16 protein-coding genes are annotated in these 20,252 nt (G+C 44.9%); 4 read left to right on the top strand and 12 right to left on the bottom strand.

Features of this window, described 5'->3' with window-relative positions:
- Window positions 1-11: 11 nt before the first annotated feature.
- From EGM68_RS20995 to EGM68_RS21050, 12 genes are all read right to left on the bottom strand, one after another.
- Entirely contained in the window at window positions 12-1,373 is a 1,362-nt protein-coding gene (locus EGM68_RS20995; RefSeq protein WP_058710777.1) for an ABC transporter substrate-binding protein, read from the bottom strand.
- A gap of 98 nt (window positions 1,374-1,471) precedes the next feature.
- Window positions 1,472-3,328, bottom strand: a complete 1,857-nt coding sequence (locus tag EGM68_RS21000; protein WP_129549952.1) for a sensor histidine kinase — start codon at window positions 3,326-3,328, stop codon at window positions 1,472-1,474.
- A gap of 23 nt (window positions 3,329-3,351) precedes the next feature.
- A complete protein-coding gene (locus EGM68_RS21005; RefSeq protein WP_129549953.1) occupies window positions 3,352-4,947 on the bottom strand; it encodes a response regulator transcription factor in 1,596 nt (531 codons plus the stop codon).
- A 70-nt stretch (window positions 4,948-5,017) separates the two neighbouring features.
- Entirely contained in the window at window positions 5,018-5,707 is a 690-nt protein-coding gene (locus EGM68_RS21010; protein ID WP_129549954.1) for a DNA alkylation repair protein, read from the bottom strand.
- Between the two features lie 19 nt (window positions 5,708-5,726).
- The gene (locus EGM68_RS21015; RefSeq protein ID WP_129549955.1) at window positions 5,727-6,344 is read right to left on the bottom strand and encodes a DNA-3-methyladenine glycosylase family protein; all 618 of its coding nucleotides are present in this window, start codon (window positions 6,342-6,344) and stop codon (window positions 5,727-5,729) included.
- Between the two features lie 62 nt (window positions 6,345-6,406).
- A complete protein-coding gene (locus EGM68_RS21020) occupies window positions 6,407-7,222 on the bottom strand; it encodes an SPL family radical SAM protein (protein ID WP_013372956.1) in 816 nt (271 codons plus the stop codon).
- A 14-nt stretch (window positions 7,223-7,236) separates the two neighbouring features.
- On the bottom strand, window positions 7,237-7,770 hold the full coding sequence (locus tag EGM68_RS21025) for a methylated-DNA--[protein]-cysteine S-methyltransferase (RefSeq protein ID WP_013372957.1): 534 nt from the start codon (window positions 7,768-7,770) through the stop codon (window positions 7,237-7,239).
- On the bottom strand, window positions 7,751-8,356 hold the full coding sequence (locus EGM68_RS21030) for a bifunctional transcriptional activator/DNA repair enzyme AdaA (RefSeq protein ID WP_129549956.1): 606 nt from the start codon (window positions 8,354-8,356) through the stop codon (window positions 7,751-7,753). The genes EGM68_RS21025 and EGM68_RS21030 overlap by 20 nt, the downstream gene beginning before the upstream one ends.
- A gap of 153 nt (window positions 8,357-8,509) precedes the next feature.
- Complete coding sequence (locus tag EGM68_RS21035) at window positions 8,510-10,000, bottom strand: alanine/glycine:cation symporter family protein (RefSeq protein ID WP_013372959.1); 1,491 nt, start codon at window positions 9,998-10,000, stop codon at window positions 8,510-8,512.
- Window positions 10,001-10,221: 221 nt separating this feature from the next.
- The gene (locus EGM68_RS21040) at window positions 10,222-12,111 is read right to left on the bottom strand and encodes a beta-glucoside-specific PTS transporter subunit IIABC (RefSeq protein ID WP_013372960.1); all 1,890 of its coding nucleotides are present in this window, start codon (window positions 12,109-12,111) and stop codon (window positions 10,222-10,224) included.
- A 250-nt stretch (window positions 12,112-12,361) separates the two neighbouring features.
- Complete coding sequence (licT, locus tag EGM68_RS21045) at window positions 12,362-13,192, bottom strand: BglG family transcription antiterminator LicT (protein WP_013372961.1); 831 nt, start codon at window positions 13,190-13,192, stop codon at window positions 12,362-12,364.
- 275 nt (window positions 13,193-13,467) lie between these two features.
- Window positions 13,468-14,907 (bottom strand): 6-phospho-beta-glucosidase, encoded by a 1,440-nt coding sequence (locus tag EGM68_RS21050; RefSeq protein ID WP_025674191.1) that lies wholly within the window; start codon window positions 14,905-14,907, stop codon window positions 13,468-13,470.
- Between the two features lie 426 nt (window positions 14,908-15,333).
- Here EGM68_RS21050 and EGM68_RS21055 point away from each other — a divergent pair, with 426 nt between their 5' ends.
- Genes EGM68_RS21055 through glpK form a run of 4 tightly spaced genes read left to right on the top strand, consistent with a single transcriptional unit; the run spans window position 15,334 to window position 20,159 of the window.
- Entirely contained in the window at window positions 15,334-16,794 is a 1,461-nt protein-coding gene (locus EGM68_RS21055; RefSeq protein ID WP_058830369.1) for an L-fucose/L-arabinose isomerase family protein, read from the top strand.
- 23 nt (window positions 16,795-16,817) lie between these two features.
- The gene (locus EGM68_RS21060; RefSeq protein ID WP_013372964.1) at window positions 16,818-17,663 is read left to right on the top strand and encodes a transketolase; all 846 of its coding nucleotides are present in this window, start codon (window positions 16,818-16,820) and stop codon (window positions 17,661-17,663) included.
- Between the two features lie 3 nt (window positions 17,664-17,666).
- A complete protein-coding gene (locus tag EGM68_RS21065) occupies window positions 17,667-18,602 on the top strand; it encodes a transketolase family protein (RefSeq protein WP_013372965.1) in 936 nt (311 codons plus the stop codon).
- 15 nt (window positions 18,603-18,617) lie between these two features.
- Window positions 18,618-20,159: a glycerol kinase GlpK gene (gene glpK, locus EGM68_RS21070; RefSeq protein WP_129549957.1), complete on the top strand. Its 1,542-nt coding sequence runs from the start codon at window positions 18,618-18,620 to the stop codon at window positions 20,157-20,159.
- Window positions 20,160-20,252 lie beyond the last annotated feature (93 nt).

Genomic DNA, 20,252 nt, shown 5'->3' on the forward strand with positions numbered 1-20,252 from the left:
AGACCCTCACCTTATTCTTTCGGATATGTTCCCTTAAATTCAGCGTTCGCCTTGGCGGAAACCTCCTTAAATGCTTGCTCCACCGTTTTCTTGCCCAGCCATACCTGATCTAGCGCCGGGTTAATAATCGCATTGATTTTTTCCGAGTTTTTCAGATAGTAGTCGTAAGAATTGACACCGTTATGCAACGTTTGGTTCATGACTGCATCACGATATCCCTCCGCATGGCCTGGCTTGACATCTGCCCATTTGCTAATCAAGTCTGGTTCGGTGTACCACTTTTTCATGACAGGCATCCACAATCCGCTGGAATGCATGTCAAGTCCGCTTTCAGCATCCAGCAAGAATTTATAAAACATCCATGCTTCTTTCGGATGTTTGGTTTTGGCAGAAATCACTTCCGGTTCACCAAACAGGATTGTTTTACTGCTTTTCAGTTTGGGTAACACGCCTACACCAAAATTCACCTTCGATTCTCCAAGATCCAATTGGACCCACTGCCCATCCAGATCCATCGCTACACGTTTGCTTTGCAATGCTACGGCCGGAGAAGGAATATTTTTGGACTGCGTCGGCGACGGTGCCACATGATACACGTTGATCAGATCCGCCATCTTTTGCACGGCTTCAATCACATCAGGGTTTTCAAGGTTAAGCGAGTCCCCTTTGTCGGAAATCACACTTGCGTTATTGGAAGGAACCAGCAGGTGCCACATCCATGTGTCAAACCGAACTCCATACTGTTTGATGTTACTTGCATCAAAATTGGGGCTGAGCGCATTATTTCCCGCTTTATCAATGGTGAGCTTTTGTGCTGTCTCTAAGAATTGTTCCCATGTCCAAGCCTCTTCAGCTTTGACTGGCGGCAAGGCAACACCAGCCTCATCAAACAAATCCTTGTTGTAATAAAGCGCAAAGGCTTCCTCCGTCACCTTGACCCCTGCCACTTTATCCTTATCCCAATAGATAACTGAATTAGGAATGAGGCTTTCCTTCGTTAGCTCCTTATCCTCCTTCAAAAATTCATTTAAATTATATAGTTTGCCTTGTTCAGCCCATTGCAGAGCCTGTGCTTTATAAATAGGAAATACATCTGGTGCCTGGTTGGCGGCAAACATCGTCGTTAATTTAGTTACGTAATCCCCGGGGATGTGCATATAGTTGATTTTGATCCACGGATATTTCTCTGTGAATTTTTTGGCAATCTCCTGTTGAACCTTCTTTTCATTGGTGCTCCCCCAGCTGGCATAGGTCAGTGTCACTTGCTCGTGCCCCTGCAAATCTACTGGCTTGCTGCTCTCATTTGAACTACAGGCTGACATAAGTCCAACGATCAAGCACATGCAGACGATCCATAACTTTCGTTTTAACATGAGTAGCGCCCCCAAACCGTTTATTTTTTATCTTTTCGTTTGTTGCTTCGTCACTAAATCCATTCTAGCAAACGCTTACATTTTGAAAAGTCGTACTCTCATTGGATTGGTGTCATTTGATTAGATCTATGCGTTTCTCCGATTCGGATCAGGACAAATGTCCCCTTACCTTCTGGCGAGTGGAGCGCAATCCCATATTCCATCCCATATAACAGCCGCACTCTTCTGTCTACATTTTTAATGCCTGTTGACCGGATTTCTCCAGCTTGAATTCGGCATATATGATCTTCTTGAATTCCTAATCCATTATCCTCGACTTTAAAACACACCAATTGCGTTTCGATCCAGGCTGTGATCTTAATCTGACCGCCTGATTCCATTTCGGCGAAACCGTGAATAATTGAATTCTCCACAAAAGGCTGCAAGAAGAGTTTGGGAACCTCCATCTGAAGCAAAATGGGATCAATATCATATTCCACCGTGAACTTGTTCTCAAAGCGATTTTGCATAATGTAAATGTATTTTTCCAGCCAATTCAGATCGGTTTCCAGGCTCCATGTATCATTTTTGTTTCGAGTCGTAATTTGCAGCATTTCCGCCAGACTAATGATCAATTGGCCCAGTTCCTGTTGTTTATGCTCTAGTGCGATCCAATACATTGTCGTTAAGGTGTTATACAAAAAATGGGGATTAAGCTGTAAATTAAGTGCCATTAACTCCGACTCTTTGGCTCGCAGACGTGATTTGTAATTTTCTTCGATCAAATCTTTAATTTTCTCATTCATTTGATTAAATCGGATCACCAGGTCCCCCAATTCATCATAGCCACGTTCAGGAATTCGAATATCAAAATCTCCCTTCTCCATTACCTTCATCGCCTGTTTCATATCTGTAATGGGCTTACTGATGTATACAGACAGCAAATAAGCAAGGATAACAGCAATGAGCATCATAATGCCTAAAAAAAACAAGGTGTAGGTACGAATCGTTGACAGATGTCCCAGTACATCTTCCATGGGAATGGCTATATACGATACCCAGCCCGTCGTCTTCATCGCTTCGTAAACCAGTAATATGCTTTGACCCTTAACGTTTACCATTTTCGTCCCTTGTTCCGAAGTAATGGCCTTCTTCAGCCAATCTGCCACCGGCTCCCCCGCTTGTTGCTGTCGATCTGAACTCATGACTATCCCATTGTTATCGTGAATCATACCGTAGGATAGATGTGCAAATCCGCTGCGGGCTGCATAATCTTCAAAACCGACCTTTAACAAATCAGGCCGGAAATTCAATATAAGTATAGGCTTTTCCTTGCCTTCAGGAAGCGTATGAAAGGTTCCAGCATCATCTAATGCAGTCAAATGAAGCTGCTTAACCACAGCAAATAAAGAACTAAAATCATAGGAACCTTGTTTTAAATCCTGCTGATGAAAGGTGTCGGCATACGAATAGGCAGGAATCCACTTGGTAGCCCCCTCTGCTTGCACCGCTGTTGTCGCCAAGGGAGAAGAATAAAACGGCTGAACGGGAATATACATCCGCTCTGTACTTCCGTATGCATACTTTTGCGTCATAATTTGAGAAGCGTATACTTCCTCCATATTGCCAAAGTATCTGTACAAAATTTTCGTAATACTGCGATCAGTTCGTAAAAGCGATGAAGAATCCGTAGTATCCACGTCTGTAATGGTCTGTAGAAGGTCATGATCAATTGGAATCATATCTACGGTTTTTTGAATAGCTGTCAGCTTGTTATCCAGCAGCTGGTTATTACTTCGAAGTACACTTGTAACACTATCTGTTACGTTTGCAGTAATATTCCGCGCACTAGTTTCGAAGTAGACAAAGCCCAGGATCAAAACGATAAAACCAGACAACAAAAAATAGGACAGCATCAACTTCGTACGAAAGCTACTGTCCAAAAATTTTTGATATATATATTTGACTTGGCGCATTGTACCTTCCTTTCACCTAACGATTAATTGAATTTTCTGCGAAATTCTTCAGGTGTGTGCTTTACGTTTTTTTTGAACACTTTAAAGAAGTATTTGATATCTTTATAACCAACCTGTCTACTAATTTCTGCGACCTTGGCGTCTGTATGCAGCAGTAAGTGCCGAGCCTTTTGCATTCTGAGCTTCACCATATATTCCGTGAACGAGACCCCAAAATAATTTTTGAACAGAATGCTAAAATAGGACGCATTATAGTGAAAGCGCCGGGCCACAATCTCCAGACTTAGGTCTTCATGTAGATGTGTATCCAGAAATTCCTTGCATTTTTTCATGATAGGTTCACCTTTGGAGCTGCCGTCAAGCTCAAGAATCAGCTCTTTTAACCATGCTGCAATACGATCCTCAAGATTCTGAAGACATGTGGCCTCTTCGACAGCTCGGTTCAACTGTTCCGAGTAACGTGAGTAGGCTTCCTCACTCCACCCTATATTTAACCGTGGTAAACTAACTAGGAGAAGGTGTATTAATTTAGCTTTAAGCGCATCAGGTGGAGGGTACCCTTGCGTCATTCGTCCAATGAAATGTTGTACCCATTCCAATAACTGATCGGGCTTTCCATTGGAGATAGCGCTTTCAACGAATTTTAGAAAGGCTATTTGTTCATGAGTGCTCAATTCCTGTACCGGCTGGTCATTATCTGAAGCGACAAGGTTCAAACATCTGATGTGAGGTGTATAAAAACGCATGGAGATCAGGCGAACAGCCCTTTCGTGAGATGGGCTTATTTGCATTTCATCAAAATCAAAAGGCTGACCCCAAGCAAACCAAATGGAGATAGCTTGCTGCTGCTCCACCTTTTTCAGACCAGCTTGAAGTGCACCTTTGGCCTCCTTGCCTTCAGTCCTGTCTCTCCAATTCACCACGGCGACCATATGGTCTTTATGGACTTCAAGTGGGAACACGACAGAAGACGCCCAAGGCCGCAATATTTCAACAACCGTGTTTCGCAGCTTAGAATCCCACGTATATATATCCTCTGGGCGGGATGCAGATGCTCCCAATGCGAGAACTTCACCTACCCCCTGCCACCCAAAGTGACTTTTTAATAGGCTTTTCTCGTTCGACTGCAACTTGTCTGTCACGCATCTGCTAAACAAATGCTCCACAAATGCAGGCATGCTCTGCTCGATCTGATTTAACGCTGTTCGATTTTCACCGAGTACTTCCTGCTCCTCTACAATGATCTTCTCCATGTGTTGAATCACTTCAATAAGCTGCTGTGATTGCACCGGTTTTACCAAATAATCATTCGCTCCGTATCGTACCGCCTGCTGTGCATAGCTAAATTCCTGGTAGACTGTCACTAAAATAACTTTGGTCTCATGCTGACCCGATGTCCTCAATTGTTGAAGATATTCAATCCCGTTCATAATCGGCATTTGAATATCTGTAAAAACGATCTGGATCGGTTGGGATAATGAAATGTTTAAAGCATCTTTCCCGTTCTTGGCTTCCCAAACCTCGTATTCTGGACGTAAATCCCGGACCATGGCAGCCAACCCACGACGCTGCCTAGTTTCATCATCTACAACCAGCACTCCCAGCGGGATCGAATTCACTGACTCCCCTCCTGTCGATCTTATACACGTATGTTTTTTTCAGTATAACACTTACAGGCGGGGACCCATCCTATTTTCTTTTTCGTTTCATACTACGAATGGTCGTTTTCGTTGCCTGATCCACCCGGTATGATTCTGTGATTTTTTGCAGAGCCTTGTTGAAAGTAAAATTGTCTAATGCATTATGACTTAAATACGCCATCGTTACCTCAGGCAGCTTGATATAACAGATTGATATCGCCCATGCTACCGCCATTTGTACATAATAATCTTCTCGATGGGTCTGATCTAGCAAAGTAAGCACCCGGCTAATATACTGTTCTTCAATATAAAAATTCAGCAGCATAACCACCCCAAACCGAATTTCATATTCTTTCTTAGAGAACAGATAGAGCTGAATAAAATCCCATACTCTTTCTTTATGTTGTTTCGTGATTTTCAATCCGGCACAGAAACTATCACATACGGACCAATTATCAATTTTAGGAACAAACTTGGCGGTATAACTCAAAACTTCCTCAATATCTGTTTTTACAGAACCAATCACCATACCTTGCAGCATCACTTCTTCAAAGTGCTCACTTTCGGCGGTCTCCAGATAAAGTCGCCAATCTCCTTTGGCAATATCTTGAGCCAGCTTACGCAGCACCGGCAGACGCACACCCAGCACATTATTAATCGTTGGCAGCAATGCAGCCGTAAATTTCTGAAAATCCGTATCCACTTGTGACAGTATCTGCTCTCTGATGGTCTTCTCCATATTTTCCACTCCCTGTTTGTTAACGAAATGAAATGCTCCACAAATAAATGGAAGCCACTGAACCATAAGGTGAATACACTCGGCGATACTCCTCAAATTGCTGCTTGGTCAGTGTATCTAAATGGTACAACTTCATCATTCCCCGCCGAATAGCCATATCGCCCCAACTGACGACGTCCGGACGTTCCATGCAATTAATCAGCATCATTTCAGCTGTCCAAGGGCCTATCCCTTGTAGCGAGGATAATTTCTGGATCACCTGTGTATCAGAAAGCTCATATAATTCCTGTAAATCCAACAATCCCTGCTCGATCGTTTGGGCTATATTCAGGATACATGCTGCTTTTTTCATGGTTATGCCACAGCTTTGAATTTCCTGAGCCGTCTGAACGGCTATATTTTGCGGAGTGATCGCGCCTAATTTCTCCTGCATCCTTGTCCATATGGTCTGAACCGCCTTGGCCGAAATAAGCTGCCCCACAATCGCATGAACAAGCGCTGCAAACAGGTCGGGAATGATTACGCGTTCTACCTTGCCCATTTGCGTTATAGCGGCACCAAGTACGGTATCTACCGTTTTCAGGTAGTTGACTTCCTTTTCTCCATAGTCAAAGTTTTTGGTCATGACCGTTTCCATTCGTTCTCCCGCTCCCCTTGTATGGTACACTCTTCATTTTAATTGCATAGGCTGCTTTCATATCAGGGCTCAAATCCTTCTTTGCTCACATAGAGCTGTTCTTCGGGAAAAACATGAAGAAAACGCTCATAAACCGCCTTATAGGCGGCAGGGTGATACCATTCTTCCAGCCCCAATGACTCGTACAGCGCACCAATGTTCAAGCTGCGCGTCCGCCTTCCCCCGCTGCCGTCTCCCATAAAATAATCATCAATACAGACACGGTTGACCAGAGGCACAAGCTTGTCTGCAAAATGCTCACTGCTTGGCAGCATCGGAGCAATAGTAGCTTGCGTCGGCACACCTGCCTCTTTTAAAAGTTGCAGCGTTTGGAGACGAGCCTGGATGGGAGGAGCTTCCGGAGTGAAATGTTTGCGTATATCCTCACGGTCTGTTTCTACCGTGATACTCACACGTACACGTTCCTTCAATTGGAGCAATAAATCAACATCTCGTCGTACAAGCGGACTACGCGTCTGTACAAAGAGAAAATCTGGCGGATCTTCCACCATCACTTCCAGCAGAGATCGGGTCACCTCTTCCTTGTACTCGGCCGGCTGATAAGGGTCAGTGCTTGACGACATAAAAATCGTGACTTTCCCTCTAGATTGGGCCCTGCGAAGCTCCTTGCGAAGAATATCTGCCGCCTCTTTTTTAATATCAACCCATGTTCCCCAGGCTTCCCTCCGAAACGTAGAGACTGGCAATTGGCGTACATAACAATACGAGCAACCAAAGGTACAGCCGGTATACGGGTTCAACGAGTGTGTATACCCTGACAAGAAGCCGGTTCCTTTATTCAATAGAGTCTTGGGAGATTTGTAATACTCATTTTTCATACCTAACCTCACTACTATATTGATTTGTGTGTGCGATTTTTTTCAAGCTGCAAAAGCTTCACCTTCATGTCCAGCCCCCCACGATACCCGGTCAAAGCTCCATTCTTACCAATGACCCGGTGACAAGGGATGGTGACCAAAATCGGATTAGCACCGATGGCAGAACCTACCGCACGAACAGAGTTCGGCTTTTGAATAGCGTTGGCAATATCTGAATAGGATTGTGTCTCCCCATACGGAATATTACACAGCGCGTTCCATACAGCCATTTGAAATGCAGTTCCATGAAAGTCAAAAGGGAATGTAAAATGTGTGCGCTCCCCTTGGAAATATTCAATCAACTCCTTGGCATAGAGCTGTAAAACGATATCCTCTTCAACTAAAGGACTGTCGGGAAATCGACTTCCTGCCCATGTTATCAATTCCTCTACAGGTTGATTAAGCGAACCGACATAACATAATCCTTCCGATGTAGCTGCAATATATAAATTCCAATCCTCGTGCGTCAATAATGACCAATAGATCGTTTTATTCATTTGATGTACCATGCTGTGTACCTCCTTTTTGAGTTGCTTTGGATTCGAGTTGGCGATACTGCAACGGGGCGTAACCTGTATTCTTTTTAAACAACGTAATAAAGTAAGGGATATTGGACAGACCTACGTTCTCCCCCACTTCCGCAACAGATTGATGTGAGCAAATAAGCAGCTTCTTCGCTTGTTTCAACCTAGTACGCTGTATATATTCCATCGGAGTGACATGCATGATTCGCTTGAAGGTACGATGTAAATGATACGGGCTTCCATGACTTATCTCTGCCAGGACGTGCAATGTTAAGTCCTTCATATAGTTCGAATCTACGTATTCTGCAACTCCTGCGATCCAGTCGTGATCAGGCAATCGTTGTCCTGTCGGTTTACATCTTTTACACGGACGAAAATGCTCAGCCAAAGCCTGCTCTGCTGATGTAAATAAACGGATGTGCTCTCTTTTAGGAGGTCGGGATTTGCAGGAGGGGCGACAAAATATTTTCGTTGTCTTCACAGCATACAAAAATACCCCGTCATAAGACTTGTCATTTTCTACAATAGCTCTCCACTTTTCGTCTGTTATGGATAAATCGGATGTGCTCATGTTAATCCCCTCTCTTGTGCAATGTCCCCTTCCTCATATCCAAATTATAAACTAAATAGTGAACATATGTACCCCTCCTGGAATGTAAAAGCAAGATAACGAAAAAAAGTGACTCCGCGCGGAGCCACCTTTGATTTTAGTTCTCTATCTTATTTAGGCTTGCAGCTTACCGGGTTCAACCGTAATCTTCGTCTCATCTGAAGGATGCTGATATGCCTGTGACCAATAATCTGCATTTGAAATTCCCGCCTGCTTCGGGTCAAATACCGGGTCTAGCCCTTGGCGCCGTTGCCGCTCGTAATCCTTAAGCACGAGAAGCGCAGGCTTGGCCAAAAGGATCATAGCAATCAGATTCACCCACATCATAATACCGACCCCCATATCCCCCAGTGTCCACGCCAACGCAGATTCCTTGACGACCGTTCCATAAAAGGTCGAACCCAGAATAACCAACTTTAACAGGAACATAGGCCATCTGGCTTTACGGTCGGCAACCAGGTAGGCCATATTGGTTTCAGCGATGTAATAATAGGCGATAATGGTGGTAAAGGCGAAAAAGAACAAGGTTATGGACAAGAGGCTTGATCCGAAACCCGGGAATACCGATTCAATAGCAGCCTGTGTATATTGTGTTCCTTCTTCAACACCCGGGAGATGCTGCACAATATAACCCCCACCCGGTCCCTTCACGTTGTACATCCCTGTAAACAAGACCATGAAAGCCGTGGACGTACAGACTAAAAAAGTATCTACATACACGGAAAATGCTTGAACCAGCCCCTGTTTTGCTGGATGGGACACTTCTGCGGCTGCTGCCGGATGCGCACCAGAACCTTGTCCCGCTTCATTCGAATAAATGCCTCGTTTTACCCCCCAGGCAATGGCTGTCCCTGCTATACCACCGAACACTGAATCGATACCGAAGGCACTGCGAAAAATAAGAGTAAATACATCGGGAAGCGCAGTAATGTTCGTCACCATAATATAGAAAGAGACAAGGATGTAGCCAAGTGCCATGAAGGGTATGACTACCTGTGCCACATTGGCAATTCTTTTTACACCACCAAATATGATAAGCGCCAGCAACACGACAACTACTATCCCGGAAACCTTCATATCCATACCAAACGAATTATGAAAAGCTACCGCAATCGAATTCGATTGAGTTCCCGGCAACAGTAAACACATAGCGACCAACGCTACAACTGCGAAAATAACCGCAAACCATTTTAAGCCTGTCCCTTTTTCAATATAAAAGGCCGGGCCGCCTCGATACTGACCATCACGCTTTACCTTATAGATCTGAGCCAGTGTAGATTCAACAAACGCAGTGGCCGATCCGATAAAAGCCATGACCCACATCCAAAATATTGCCCCGGGTCCCCCCATACCGACTGCCAGTGCAATCCCAGCAATATTCCCCGTTCCTACACGTCCTGATAACGCCATCGTAAAGGCCTGAAATGAGGATACACCTGCCTCAGAACTTTTCCCTTTAAATACAAGGCGAATCATCTCTTTGAAATGTCTGATTTGCAGAAATCGAGTCATAATTGAAAATAATAGCCCCACGCTCAAACAGACATATACCACAGGATTGCTCCAAATGACGCCATTTACTGCCTCTGCCCACTTCTCTAACATTCCTTGCATTTCCCCCTGATCCATCAATTCATATTCAGTTAATGTTTTCAGAAATTTTTTTCATATTTACAAGAAATTATAGATTAGTTTTTACAACCGTACAAGCTAATTTAATTGACATATTGTCAATTACAAATCGACTTATCTGCTACCTGAAAGGACGACAAAAAAGCTCTGAGGACCCAAAAAAGTGGATCGTCAGAGCTTGGTCTTTAAGAAATTCAGGCGATATCTTCTTGCACATTTGGAGCACTAGATAGTTTCAACAGCGGTGCCTGCTCAGCTATCTGCCCTTGAGAGATTGGGAGAATTTCCGTATATTCAGAAGAATTTGTGATGATAACCGGCGTAATCGTAGGATAACCCTCTGCCTTGATTTGCTCAACATCAAATTCGAGCAGCAGATCTCCCGCTTTAACTTGATCGCCTTCTTTAATATAGGAAGTAAAATGTTTACCGTCCAGCTTAACCGTATCTACTCCGACGTGAATTAGAACTTCTGCGCCCTGATGCGAAACCACTGCCAACGCATGCTTTTTCTTGAACGCCACCGTAATGGTTCCATCGAACGGGGCTACGACTCTGCCTGTTGTCGGCTGGATGGCGATACCTTTACCCATAGCTTCTGAAGCAAACGCAGGATCGGGAACTTCCGTTAGAGCGACCACAGTTCCTTCAATCGGGCTTAATACCTCCTCATTAGAAACGACAACTGTAGAAGTCGACTCTTTAGTCGAATTGTCAGTGGTTTCTTCCTCTTCAACTGGATCTTCGAAGCCTAAAATATAAGTCAAGATAGCTGAGATCAAAAATGAAACAGTAATCCCTAAAATCAATCCCGGGAAACCTTGTCCGCCAGGACCGTAAAAGATCGGCAAGGTCAGCAATCCAGGTGCGCCAGAGGCAAATGCCTGCGTCCCAGCTTGGCCGATAATGGCACCACCGACAGCACCGCCGATAATACCTGCAATAAACGGACGTTTCAGCGGTAGCGTAACCCCATAGACCGCTGGCTCTGTGATACCGAACAACGCTGTAAGCGTAGCGGAACCTGCTAGCGTTTTCAGCTTTTTATTTTTCGTTTTCAGCATAACCCCAAACGCTGCACCGGTTTGAGCAAAGATAGAAGCCGCAGCAGAAGGCTTAATACCGTCTCTGCCGTTAACAGCAATGTTATTAATAAATACAGGTACAAGACCCCAGTGAACCCCGAAAATAACGAGCAACTGCCAGCAAGCACCAAGAATTGCTCCAGCCAGCAGCGGACTAAAGCTGAACGCAGCAACGAGCGCGGTAGCGATTGCGTTGCCCACATACACCCCGACTGGACCAAAAACCATCAGGGTCAGAGGAAGCATAATTACAAGTAGAATTAAAGGTGTAATAAAGTTTTTGACGCTCTCATGGATCACGCGATTGCACCATTTTTCCAGCTTACTCATGACGATCACGGCTAAAATAATCGGAATAACGGTAGATGAATAACTCATCATCACAATAGGAATACCGAAAAAGTCTGTTGCTGTACCTTCTGTTTTCAGCGTGACAATCGTCGGGTAAAGCAGCCCTCCGGCGATGGTCAGAGCAACGAAGATATTACCTCCGAATTTCCGTGCCGTTGTAACCGCTAACAAGAGCGGCAGGAAATAAAACAAGCTGTCGGCCGCAGCATACAAAATCATATAGGTAGTGTCTTTCGGAACCAGCCAGCCAAGGTTGCTCGCAATCAGCAGCAGACCTTTCAAAATACCGGACCCCGCCATAACTCCGAGCAACGGTGCAAAAATGCTGGAAATTACGTCGATTACAGCGCCAAACCCTTTCTTGCCTTTAGCTGAATTCTCTTCTTTTCCAGTTTCATTCAAAATGTTGGATACTTGGCCGATGGCATTATATACTTCTGGTACTTTGTTACCGACCACAACCTGGAACTGGCCACCGCTCTGCTTGACCGTAATAATTCCATCGGTTTTTTCCAGCTTTGCCTTGTCTGCTTTTGCCTCATCTTTTAGCACAAAACGCAGGCGTGTGGCGCAGTGTACGAGCGATACTACATTTTTTTCGCCGCCTACCAGGTGCACAATTTCTTTAGCCAGTTTTTCATAACTCATGATGGACACCTCCATGTTCTAAGGGGCTTTTTACCATATTTAGGCACACAAAAAACCTAAGCCTTGAAAAATGGTGGGCACTTGAGTCCCGCAATTTTTCATGACTTAGGTTTTGCCTGCATAACCAGTAACAATCCCAGTTAAAACTTATTAAATTCCTGTTACTCACATAATATAATTAAACTACCATATTTGTCAACAAAAACATTTAACCTTTTATTTTGATCCTTTTTCGAATAAAAGGTTTAACTTATCTATTCACCACTCGTTCAATATGCACAGTCAAATACAGCTTTTCTTCGTTCGTCAATTCGTGACCGTATTCTTTTTTTACAAAGGTTCCGATTTTCTCCGTACAAGCGGCTGCTTCCTTGTGCTTTTCCTTAATCATGTCATATAAATGATCATAGTTATTTTCATAGTGATTTCCCTTAAATACACGCTGGGCGAAAAATTTCAGATGCGTAATAAAGCGGAAATAACTCAAAGAATCCTCGTCAAAATCCACCTTAAAATGGTACTTGGCGATATTGATAATTTGCTGGATGAACTTCGTAATACTCATGGTCGTAATGACTTCCTCGTTCATTTCAGCATTCACGATGTGAAGGGCAATATAAGCCGCTTCATCCACAGGCAGTTCAATACCGAGCTTTTGTTTGATTTGTTCCAGCGTTCTCAGACCAATAGCGAATTCTTCTTTGTACAGCTGCTTGATTTCCCACAATAACGCGTTTTTGATTTCCAGTCCTTCCCGGTACCTTTCAATAGCAAAATTGATATGGTCGGTCAGAGAAACATAAATATTTTCGTTTAGCTTTCTGTTCAGATTATGCTTGGCGTCATTAATGACTTCCTCCACAATCACGATCAAATCCATCGGTACCTCGCGCAGCAGCATTTTGAAGTTATCGGATGTCTGCTTGTTTTTCAGCGCAAATACCTTCTGAATCCTGGTTTCGTCTACTTTGTCTCCTGGCTTTTTCTTAAAAGCAATCCCTCGACCCATGACCACGAGTTCTGTACCGTCTGTCTGGTAGACACTAATTACATTGTTGTTGATGACCTTTGCTATATTCATCTCGATCCCCCGTTCCCTATGCCAGCAAGAGCCACTCATGCTCCATCCACTTTATTGCAAACAAAAAAAACCGAAGCACGCCAAATAAACTAGACTGTAAAATCCGCTTATTCGTGGCTTAGGTTTTGCCTGCTATGCAGTAACAATCCTAAAAATGATGGAATTGCGTCAAGTATAGCCCGAAAAGGAACGATTGTCAACGCTTTCAATCAAGTAACGAGGATCGGAAATCCCCGTTGATTCAGGACGTCCGATCCTATTTCCTTATGGTACGATTATTCGCCGAGATTTTCACCGTCGGAATGAATTACGTTTTTGTACCAGTGGAAACTTTTCTTTTTAATACGCTTCAACGAACCGTTGCCTTCGTTATCACGGTCTACATAAATATAACCATAGCGTTTTTTCATCTCTCCGGAGGATGCGCTGACAATGTCAATCGGTCCCCAGCTAGTGTAACCGATAATTTCGACCCCGTCTTGAAGAGCCTCGCCCATTTCGGCAATATGCCGCTTGAGATAGTCGATTCGGTAATCGTCATTCACTTCTCCTTCAGGCGAAACCACATCATTGGCCCCAAAACCGTTTTCCACTACGAATAAAGGCTTTTGGTAGCGGTCATGCAGTTGGTTGGCTGTGATGCGGAATCCTTTTGGATCGATCGTCCAGCCCCATTCTGACTTGTCCAAATATGGGTTGGCCACGGAGCCGAATACATTCCCGCTGGTCATGTTTTTGACAACTTCCGGGTCTGTGCTGGTTGTCCGGCTCGAGTAATAGCTAAATCCGATGTAGTCGACGGTATGATCTTTCAAAATGGCTGCGTCGCCGGATTCCATCTCGATGTTTAGTCCATGATCCTTGAAGAAGCGTTTCGCATAACCAGGATATTCGCCGCGTGACTGTACATCAATGAAGAAGTAGGACTCGCGGTCTTTTTCCATCCCCTGATACACATCTTCGGGATTACATGTATACGGATAGAAGCTACCAGCAGCAAGCATACAGCCAATCTTTGCATCTGGAATGATCTCGTGACATGCTTTCACCGCCAGCGCACTTGCCACAAGCTGATGATGTGCAGCCTGGTACTGAATTTGTTTAACGTTTTCACCTTCTTGAAATACAAGCCCTGCACCGAGAAACGGCAAATGAAGCAGCATGTTAATCTCATTAAACGTCATCCAGTATTTGACTTTATCCTTGTAACGAGTGAATACAGTTTTGGCATAGGTTTCAAACAAACCTACCAGTTTCCGGCTGCGCCAGCTTCCATATTTTTCGATCAGAGCTACTGGTACGTCAAAATGAGCAAGGGTCACAACCGGCTGAATACCGTGTTTATGCAATTCGTCAAATAAATCATCGTAAAATTGCAGCCCCGCTTCATTGGGAACAGCATCTTCTCCAGTTGGAAAAATACGAGCCCAGGCAATGGAAACACGCAGTGCCTTGAATCCCATTTCCGCAAATAGTGCAATATCCTCGCGATAGTGATGATAGAAGTCAATGGCTTCGTGGGAAGGATAGAATTCGCTTTCAAGTGGAGTCAACGAAGGAACATTCCCTTTCATTATGCTTCTTCTCTTCTCTCCGGTAGGCAGCAGATCCACCAGACTCAACCCTTTACCGTCTTCTAAATAAGCCCCCTCAGCCTGGTTGGCAGCAAGAGCACCACCCCATAAAAAGTCTTTAGGAAAAACATAACTGGACATAAACGTTCTCCTTCCAAATGTGTAATAAAAGGGATACAGAAAGGGTGATGAGTAATAAAAAAACCCAAACCAGCCTGATTACACTTGCAGTGTAAACAAGCCAGTTCAGGTTATGCCCTATCGGTAACATCCCATGAAAAGGTTATTCATATTTGATTGAAACTCTAACAAAGATTTAGGAGCCTGTCAAATTTAATAGATATGATACATACGTTATTCACTCTAAATTAAATGCATTTGTTTAGTTTATTTTCGAAAAATAACTAAACTAAACACCTAAATTTTTATAAACAGACTAATTGACAGCGGTTTATAGAGATGATACGATGACTTCGAAAATAAAACTTTATATAATTTGTACACCATAGTTTAGTTTTGTTTAGTGTGATTTCAATTTGTTTACTTCTAGTACAAGGAGAGTTATTCATGAAAAAGCTGAAACTGGGGTATGCGCCTACTCGACGATTCACCTTCAGTGCTGAGGATGCATTCCGCTACAAAGTTGCCATTCGCAAACAAATCGAGAGCTTCGGAATGAACATGGACATCGTGGATTTGGAAGGACTTAATGAAGAAGGTTTGCTGTATGACGATCATATTAACGCTGACTTGATTATCAAACGTTTCAAGGAAGAGGAAGTGGACGCTGTTTTCTTCCCCCACTGCAATTTTGGTACCGAGGATACGGTTGCCCGTGTGGGCAAGGCGATTGGCAAGCCGGTTCTATTGTGGGGTCCACGTGATGAGGCTCCTCTAGCCGACGGGATGAGATTGCGGGATACCCAGTGTGGATTGTTCGCCAGCGGAAAAGTGCTTCGCCGCTTTAATGTCCCTTTTACCTATATCACAAACAGTCGTGTAGCTGATCCGGTATTTGAACGAGGCTTTAACAACTTTATCTCGGCTGCCAATGTAGTACGACAGTTCAAGAGTTTACGGATTCTTCAGATAGGCCCTCGTCCTGCTTCCTTTTGGACCATGATTTGCAATGAAGGGGAACTGTTGGAGCGATTCGGTATTGAAATTCATCCAATCACACTAGTAGATATTCAGCTCCGTTCAAAGAAAATTGCCTCCGGAAGCAGTGCTGAGCTTTCAGAAGCGATTGATTATATCAAAGAAAAGCTGGACTACAGTGAAGTCACCGAAGAAGATATCAGACGTATCGCTGCACTTAAAGTAGCCATGAAATCCTACGCTATCGAAACGGGAAGTACAGCTATCGCCATCCAATGCTGGTCCTCCCTCCAGGAAGCTATGGGAATTATGCCTTGTCTGGCAAATGCTATTTTGACAGATGAACAAATTCCGGTCACCTGCGAAACCGATATTCACGGAGCTATTACTTCGGTTATGGTGCAAGCGGCTGCGATGAACGAACTGCCAACCTTTTTTGCTGATATTACAGTACGTCACCCTGAGAATGACAATGGAGAACTTTTATTCCACTGCGGGAACTTTCCAGTCTCCATGTCTATTGAGAACAAACCCAAACTGCGCAAGCACTTCCTGTTCGATGATCACGCACCAGGCACACATGAAGGACAAATCAAAGGCGGCGGCATGACCATCGCTCGTTTTGATGGTGATCATGGAGATTATTCCATTTTCCTCGGCAAAGCTAAAGGAATTGAGGGACCTTATACCCGCGGCTCGTATGTCTGGGTAGAAGTCAACGACTGGCCGTTATGGGAAGAAAAGCTCGTCAAAGGTCCTTACGTCCATCACTCTGTTGGCATTCACGCTAACGTCATCCCAGCTCTGTACGAGGCCTGCAATTACCTTCCAGGCGTTAAGGCAGATCCGGTAGATCCTACCGAACAGGAAATCCAACGCTGGTTGCGCGGTTCCGATCTCGCTGTCACCAAGTCGGGTATTCTGGTTTAACTATATTTTTTCAGGAGGACACTATGGAAATCCTAGACTTGAAAATCAAAGCCGCACAAATCCGTAAGGACCTGCTCACCATTATTCATCGTGCCAAAACAGGACATACAGGAGGCTCACTGAGCAATACGGATATACTCACCGCCCTATACTACGAAATCATGAATATTGATATCGCTAATCCTAAATGGGAAGAACGCGACCGCTTTATTGCCAGCAAAGGACATTCCGTCGAATCTTTATGGTGTATTCTGGCAGACCTTGGTTTCTTCCCTAAAGAAGAACTGGAAACCTATAGCCAATTCGGTACCCGTCTGATTGGGCATCCGAACAATAAGGTTCCCGGTGTTGAGATGAATACAGGCGCATTGGGCCATGGCCTCCCCATCTCCGTCGGCATGGCACTGGCTGCCAAGCGTGACGGGCGATCCTACCGTGTATTCTGTCTAATGGGTGACGGAGAGCAAGCTGAAGGCTCCAATTGGGAAGCCGCTATGGCAGGTGCCCATTACAAACTGGATAATCTTGTCGGCATCATTGACCGCAACGGCCTGCAAATCAGCGGTACAACCGAGGAGGTTATGGGACTTGAGCCGCTGGAGGAGAAGTGGGCCGCCTTCGGCTGGAATGTTATCTCCATTGATGGCAACAGCATGGAGGAATTGATCCATACATTCCGCAATGTCCCCGAAATTGAAGGCAAACCAACGTTGGTGCTGGCAAACACGATCAAGGGAAAAGGAGTATCCTTTGCCGAGGGTGTTCCAGGCTGGCACCATCGTATTCCAAGTGATGATGAACTTGAACGCGCACTGGCGGAACTAACGCAAGAAATAGACGAATTATCCGGGGAAGGACAGGTGAGATAAACAATGAACAAAATCCCTAATCGTCAGGTCATCTGTGAAACGTTGCTTAGTCTTGCCAAAGAGGATCGGGATATTATGGTGTTGGCTAGTGATTCTCGCGGCTCTGCTGCTATGGCCCCCTTTGCCGATGCCTATCCGGAACAATTTGTGGAAGTAGGCATTGCCGAGCAAAATATCGTCGGTATGTCTGCCGGACTCGCACACAGCGGTAAAAAGCCGTTCGTCACCTCTCCTGCCTGCTTCCTGAGTATGCGTAGTATTGAGCAAATCAAGGTAGATGTAGCTTATTCCGGAACCAATGTAAAACTGATTGGGATAAGCGGTGGTGTTAGCTACGGCGCACTGGGGATGTCTCATCACTCTGTCCAAGATATTGCTGTGGCCAGAGCGATTCCTGGTTTGATGGTTTTACTCCCCGCCGATCGTCATGAAACCAAGAAAATGACCGAAGCGCTGGTTCAGCATGAAGGAGGCGCATATGTACGGATCGGACGTAATGCTGTTGAGGATATCTATCCGTCCGATGATTATCCATTTGAGATTGGAAAAGCTGTCACCTTGCGAGAAGGATCAGACATTACTCTGATTGGCGCTGGTGAGACCGTCCGTATCATTCTGGATGCGGCTGAGTTGCTCCAGCAGATGGGTGTGAAAGCTCGTGTTCTCAATATGCACACCATCAAGCCACTTGATGAGGAAGCGATCATCGCCGCAGCCCGGGAAACGAGAGGTATTGTCACCGTGGAGGAGCATAGTGTATTCGGAGGCTTGGGTGCTGCCGTAGCAGAAGTGGTGGTTCAACATCAACCGGTTCCTATGAAAGTGCTGGGCATACCGGATGAACCGGCGATTGCCGGCAAAACAGCTGAAGTCTTTGAACATTATGGACTTACCTCTGACAATATCAGCAAGATTGTGCTCGAATTGATGAACAAGTAAGGAGCTGTAGCTGTAATGAATATCGAGACCTATATTCTGGCGATCGATCAAAGCACTTCTGGAACCAAAACTCTGCTGGTCAATCAGCAGGGCGATGTGATTACCCGTTATTTTTTGGAGCACAAACCATATTACCCACAGCCGGGCTGGGTTGAACATGACCCGCTTGAGATATATCACAATGTGCTTATTGCTGCGAAAGGCGTACTGGAGAAAGCCGGACTTTCTCCCTCCTCGCTGGCCGCAGTAACGATTACGAATCAGCGAGAAACGGCTCTGATCTGGGACCGTTCTACTGGCTTGCCTATCTATAATGCCATTGTATGGCAGTGCCAGCGAACGGCAGAGGTCTGCACACGCTTGAAGAATACTGGCTATGAAGATGTTATACGCTCCAAGACAGGTCTAATGCTCGATCCTTATTTCTCTGCCGCCAAGTTCAATTGGATTTTGGAACATGTACCTCATGCCTCCCAATTGCTTGCTGAAGGTAAACTACTTGCGGGGACCATTGACAGCTGGCTGCTATGGAAACTTACAGGCGGTCAAATACATGCAACCGATTACAGCAACGCCAGCCGTACTTCCCTTTTTAACATTCACACGCTGGCTTGGGATATGGATTTGTGCAGTATATTTGGTGTGCCTTCCTCCATACTCCCTGAGGTAAAAGCATCCGATGCCTTGTATGGCTATACACAGGAAGCGGAATTATGGGCCGAACAAGTAGCTATATCAGGCATAATCGGAGATTCACAGGGTGCACTGTACGGACACCGTTGCTTCGAGACTGGCGACGCCAAAGCGACATATGGGACTGGAACATCTGTACTTATGAATATTGGTTCGCAACCCGTGCAGGGCGGTGACGGCCTGGTCACAACGATTGCCTGGGGGGCTTCAGGAAAGATTACTTATGCATTGGAAGCCGTTATACGTACGACCGGAGACAGTATAAAATGGACAAGGGATAATTTAGGATTATTCTCGTCATTTGAGGAAATGCAATCCATGATCACCGAATTGCAGGACAATGAGGGCGTATATCTGATCCCTGCTTTTGTTGGTTTAGGTGCTCCCTACTGGAATCCCTCTGCACGTGCTGCAATTGTGGGTATGACCCGTGGAAACGGCAAAGCACATATTGTGCGCGCAGCGCTGGAGAGTATCGGGTATCAAGTGAGAGATGCGGTAGAATTTATACGTGAACAATCCGGTGTACCCCTTACTAGTTTACGTACAGATGGCGGGGCCTCATCTAACAGCTGGCTCATGCAGTTTCAGGCAGATATTTTGGGTACCCATGTTACCCGCTCTACCTGTGCCGAGCTGTCTGCAATGGGCTCTGTGTATCTGGGCGGTCTTGGAGTCGGATACTGGTCAGATTCTAAAAGCATCGTCACGGGAAACACCTCTGATCAGAATCTATATGAGCACTATACTCCTAGTATGGATGAAGTCAGGCGCCAGCGGCTTTATACAGGTTGGCAAAATGCTGTGCAGATGGTAATACGTTCAGACCAACCGCTTACACCATCTTCTTCCGCTAACTGTTGATTGAATCTTCCTCATTTACTTTTGAGCTTACTACAAGCTTCCGGTTATTTTACAGGTGTTACACTTGGATAATCGGAGGTTTTTTATGTACAC

The sequence above is a fragment of the Paenibacillus sp. M-152 genome, assembly GCF_003856555.1.
GTDB lineage: Bacteria > Bacillota > Bacilli > Paenibacillales > Paenibacillaceae > Paenibacillus > Paenibacillus polymyxa_C.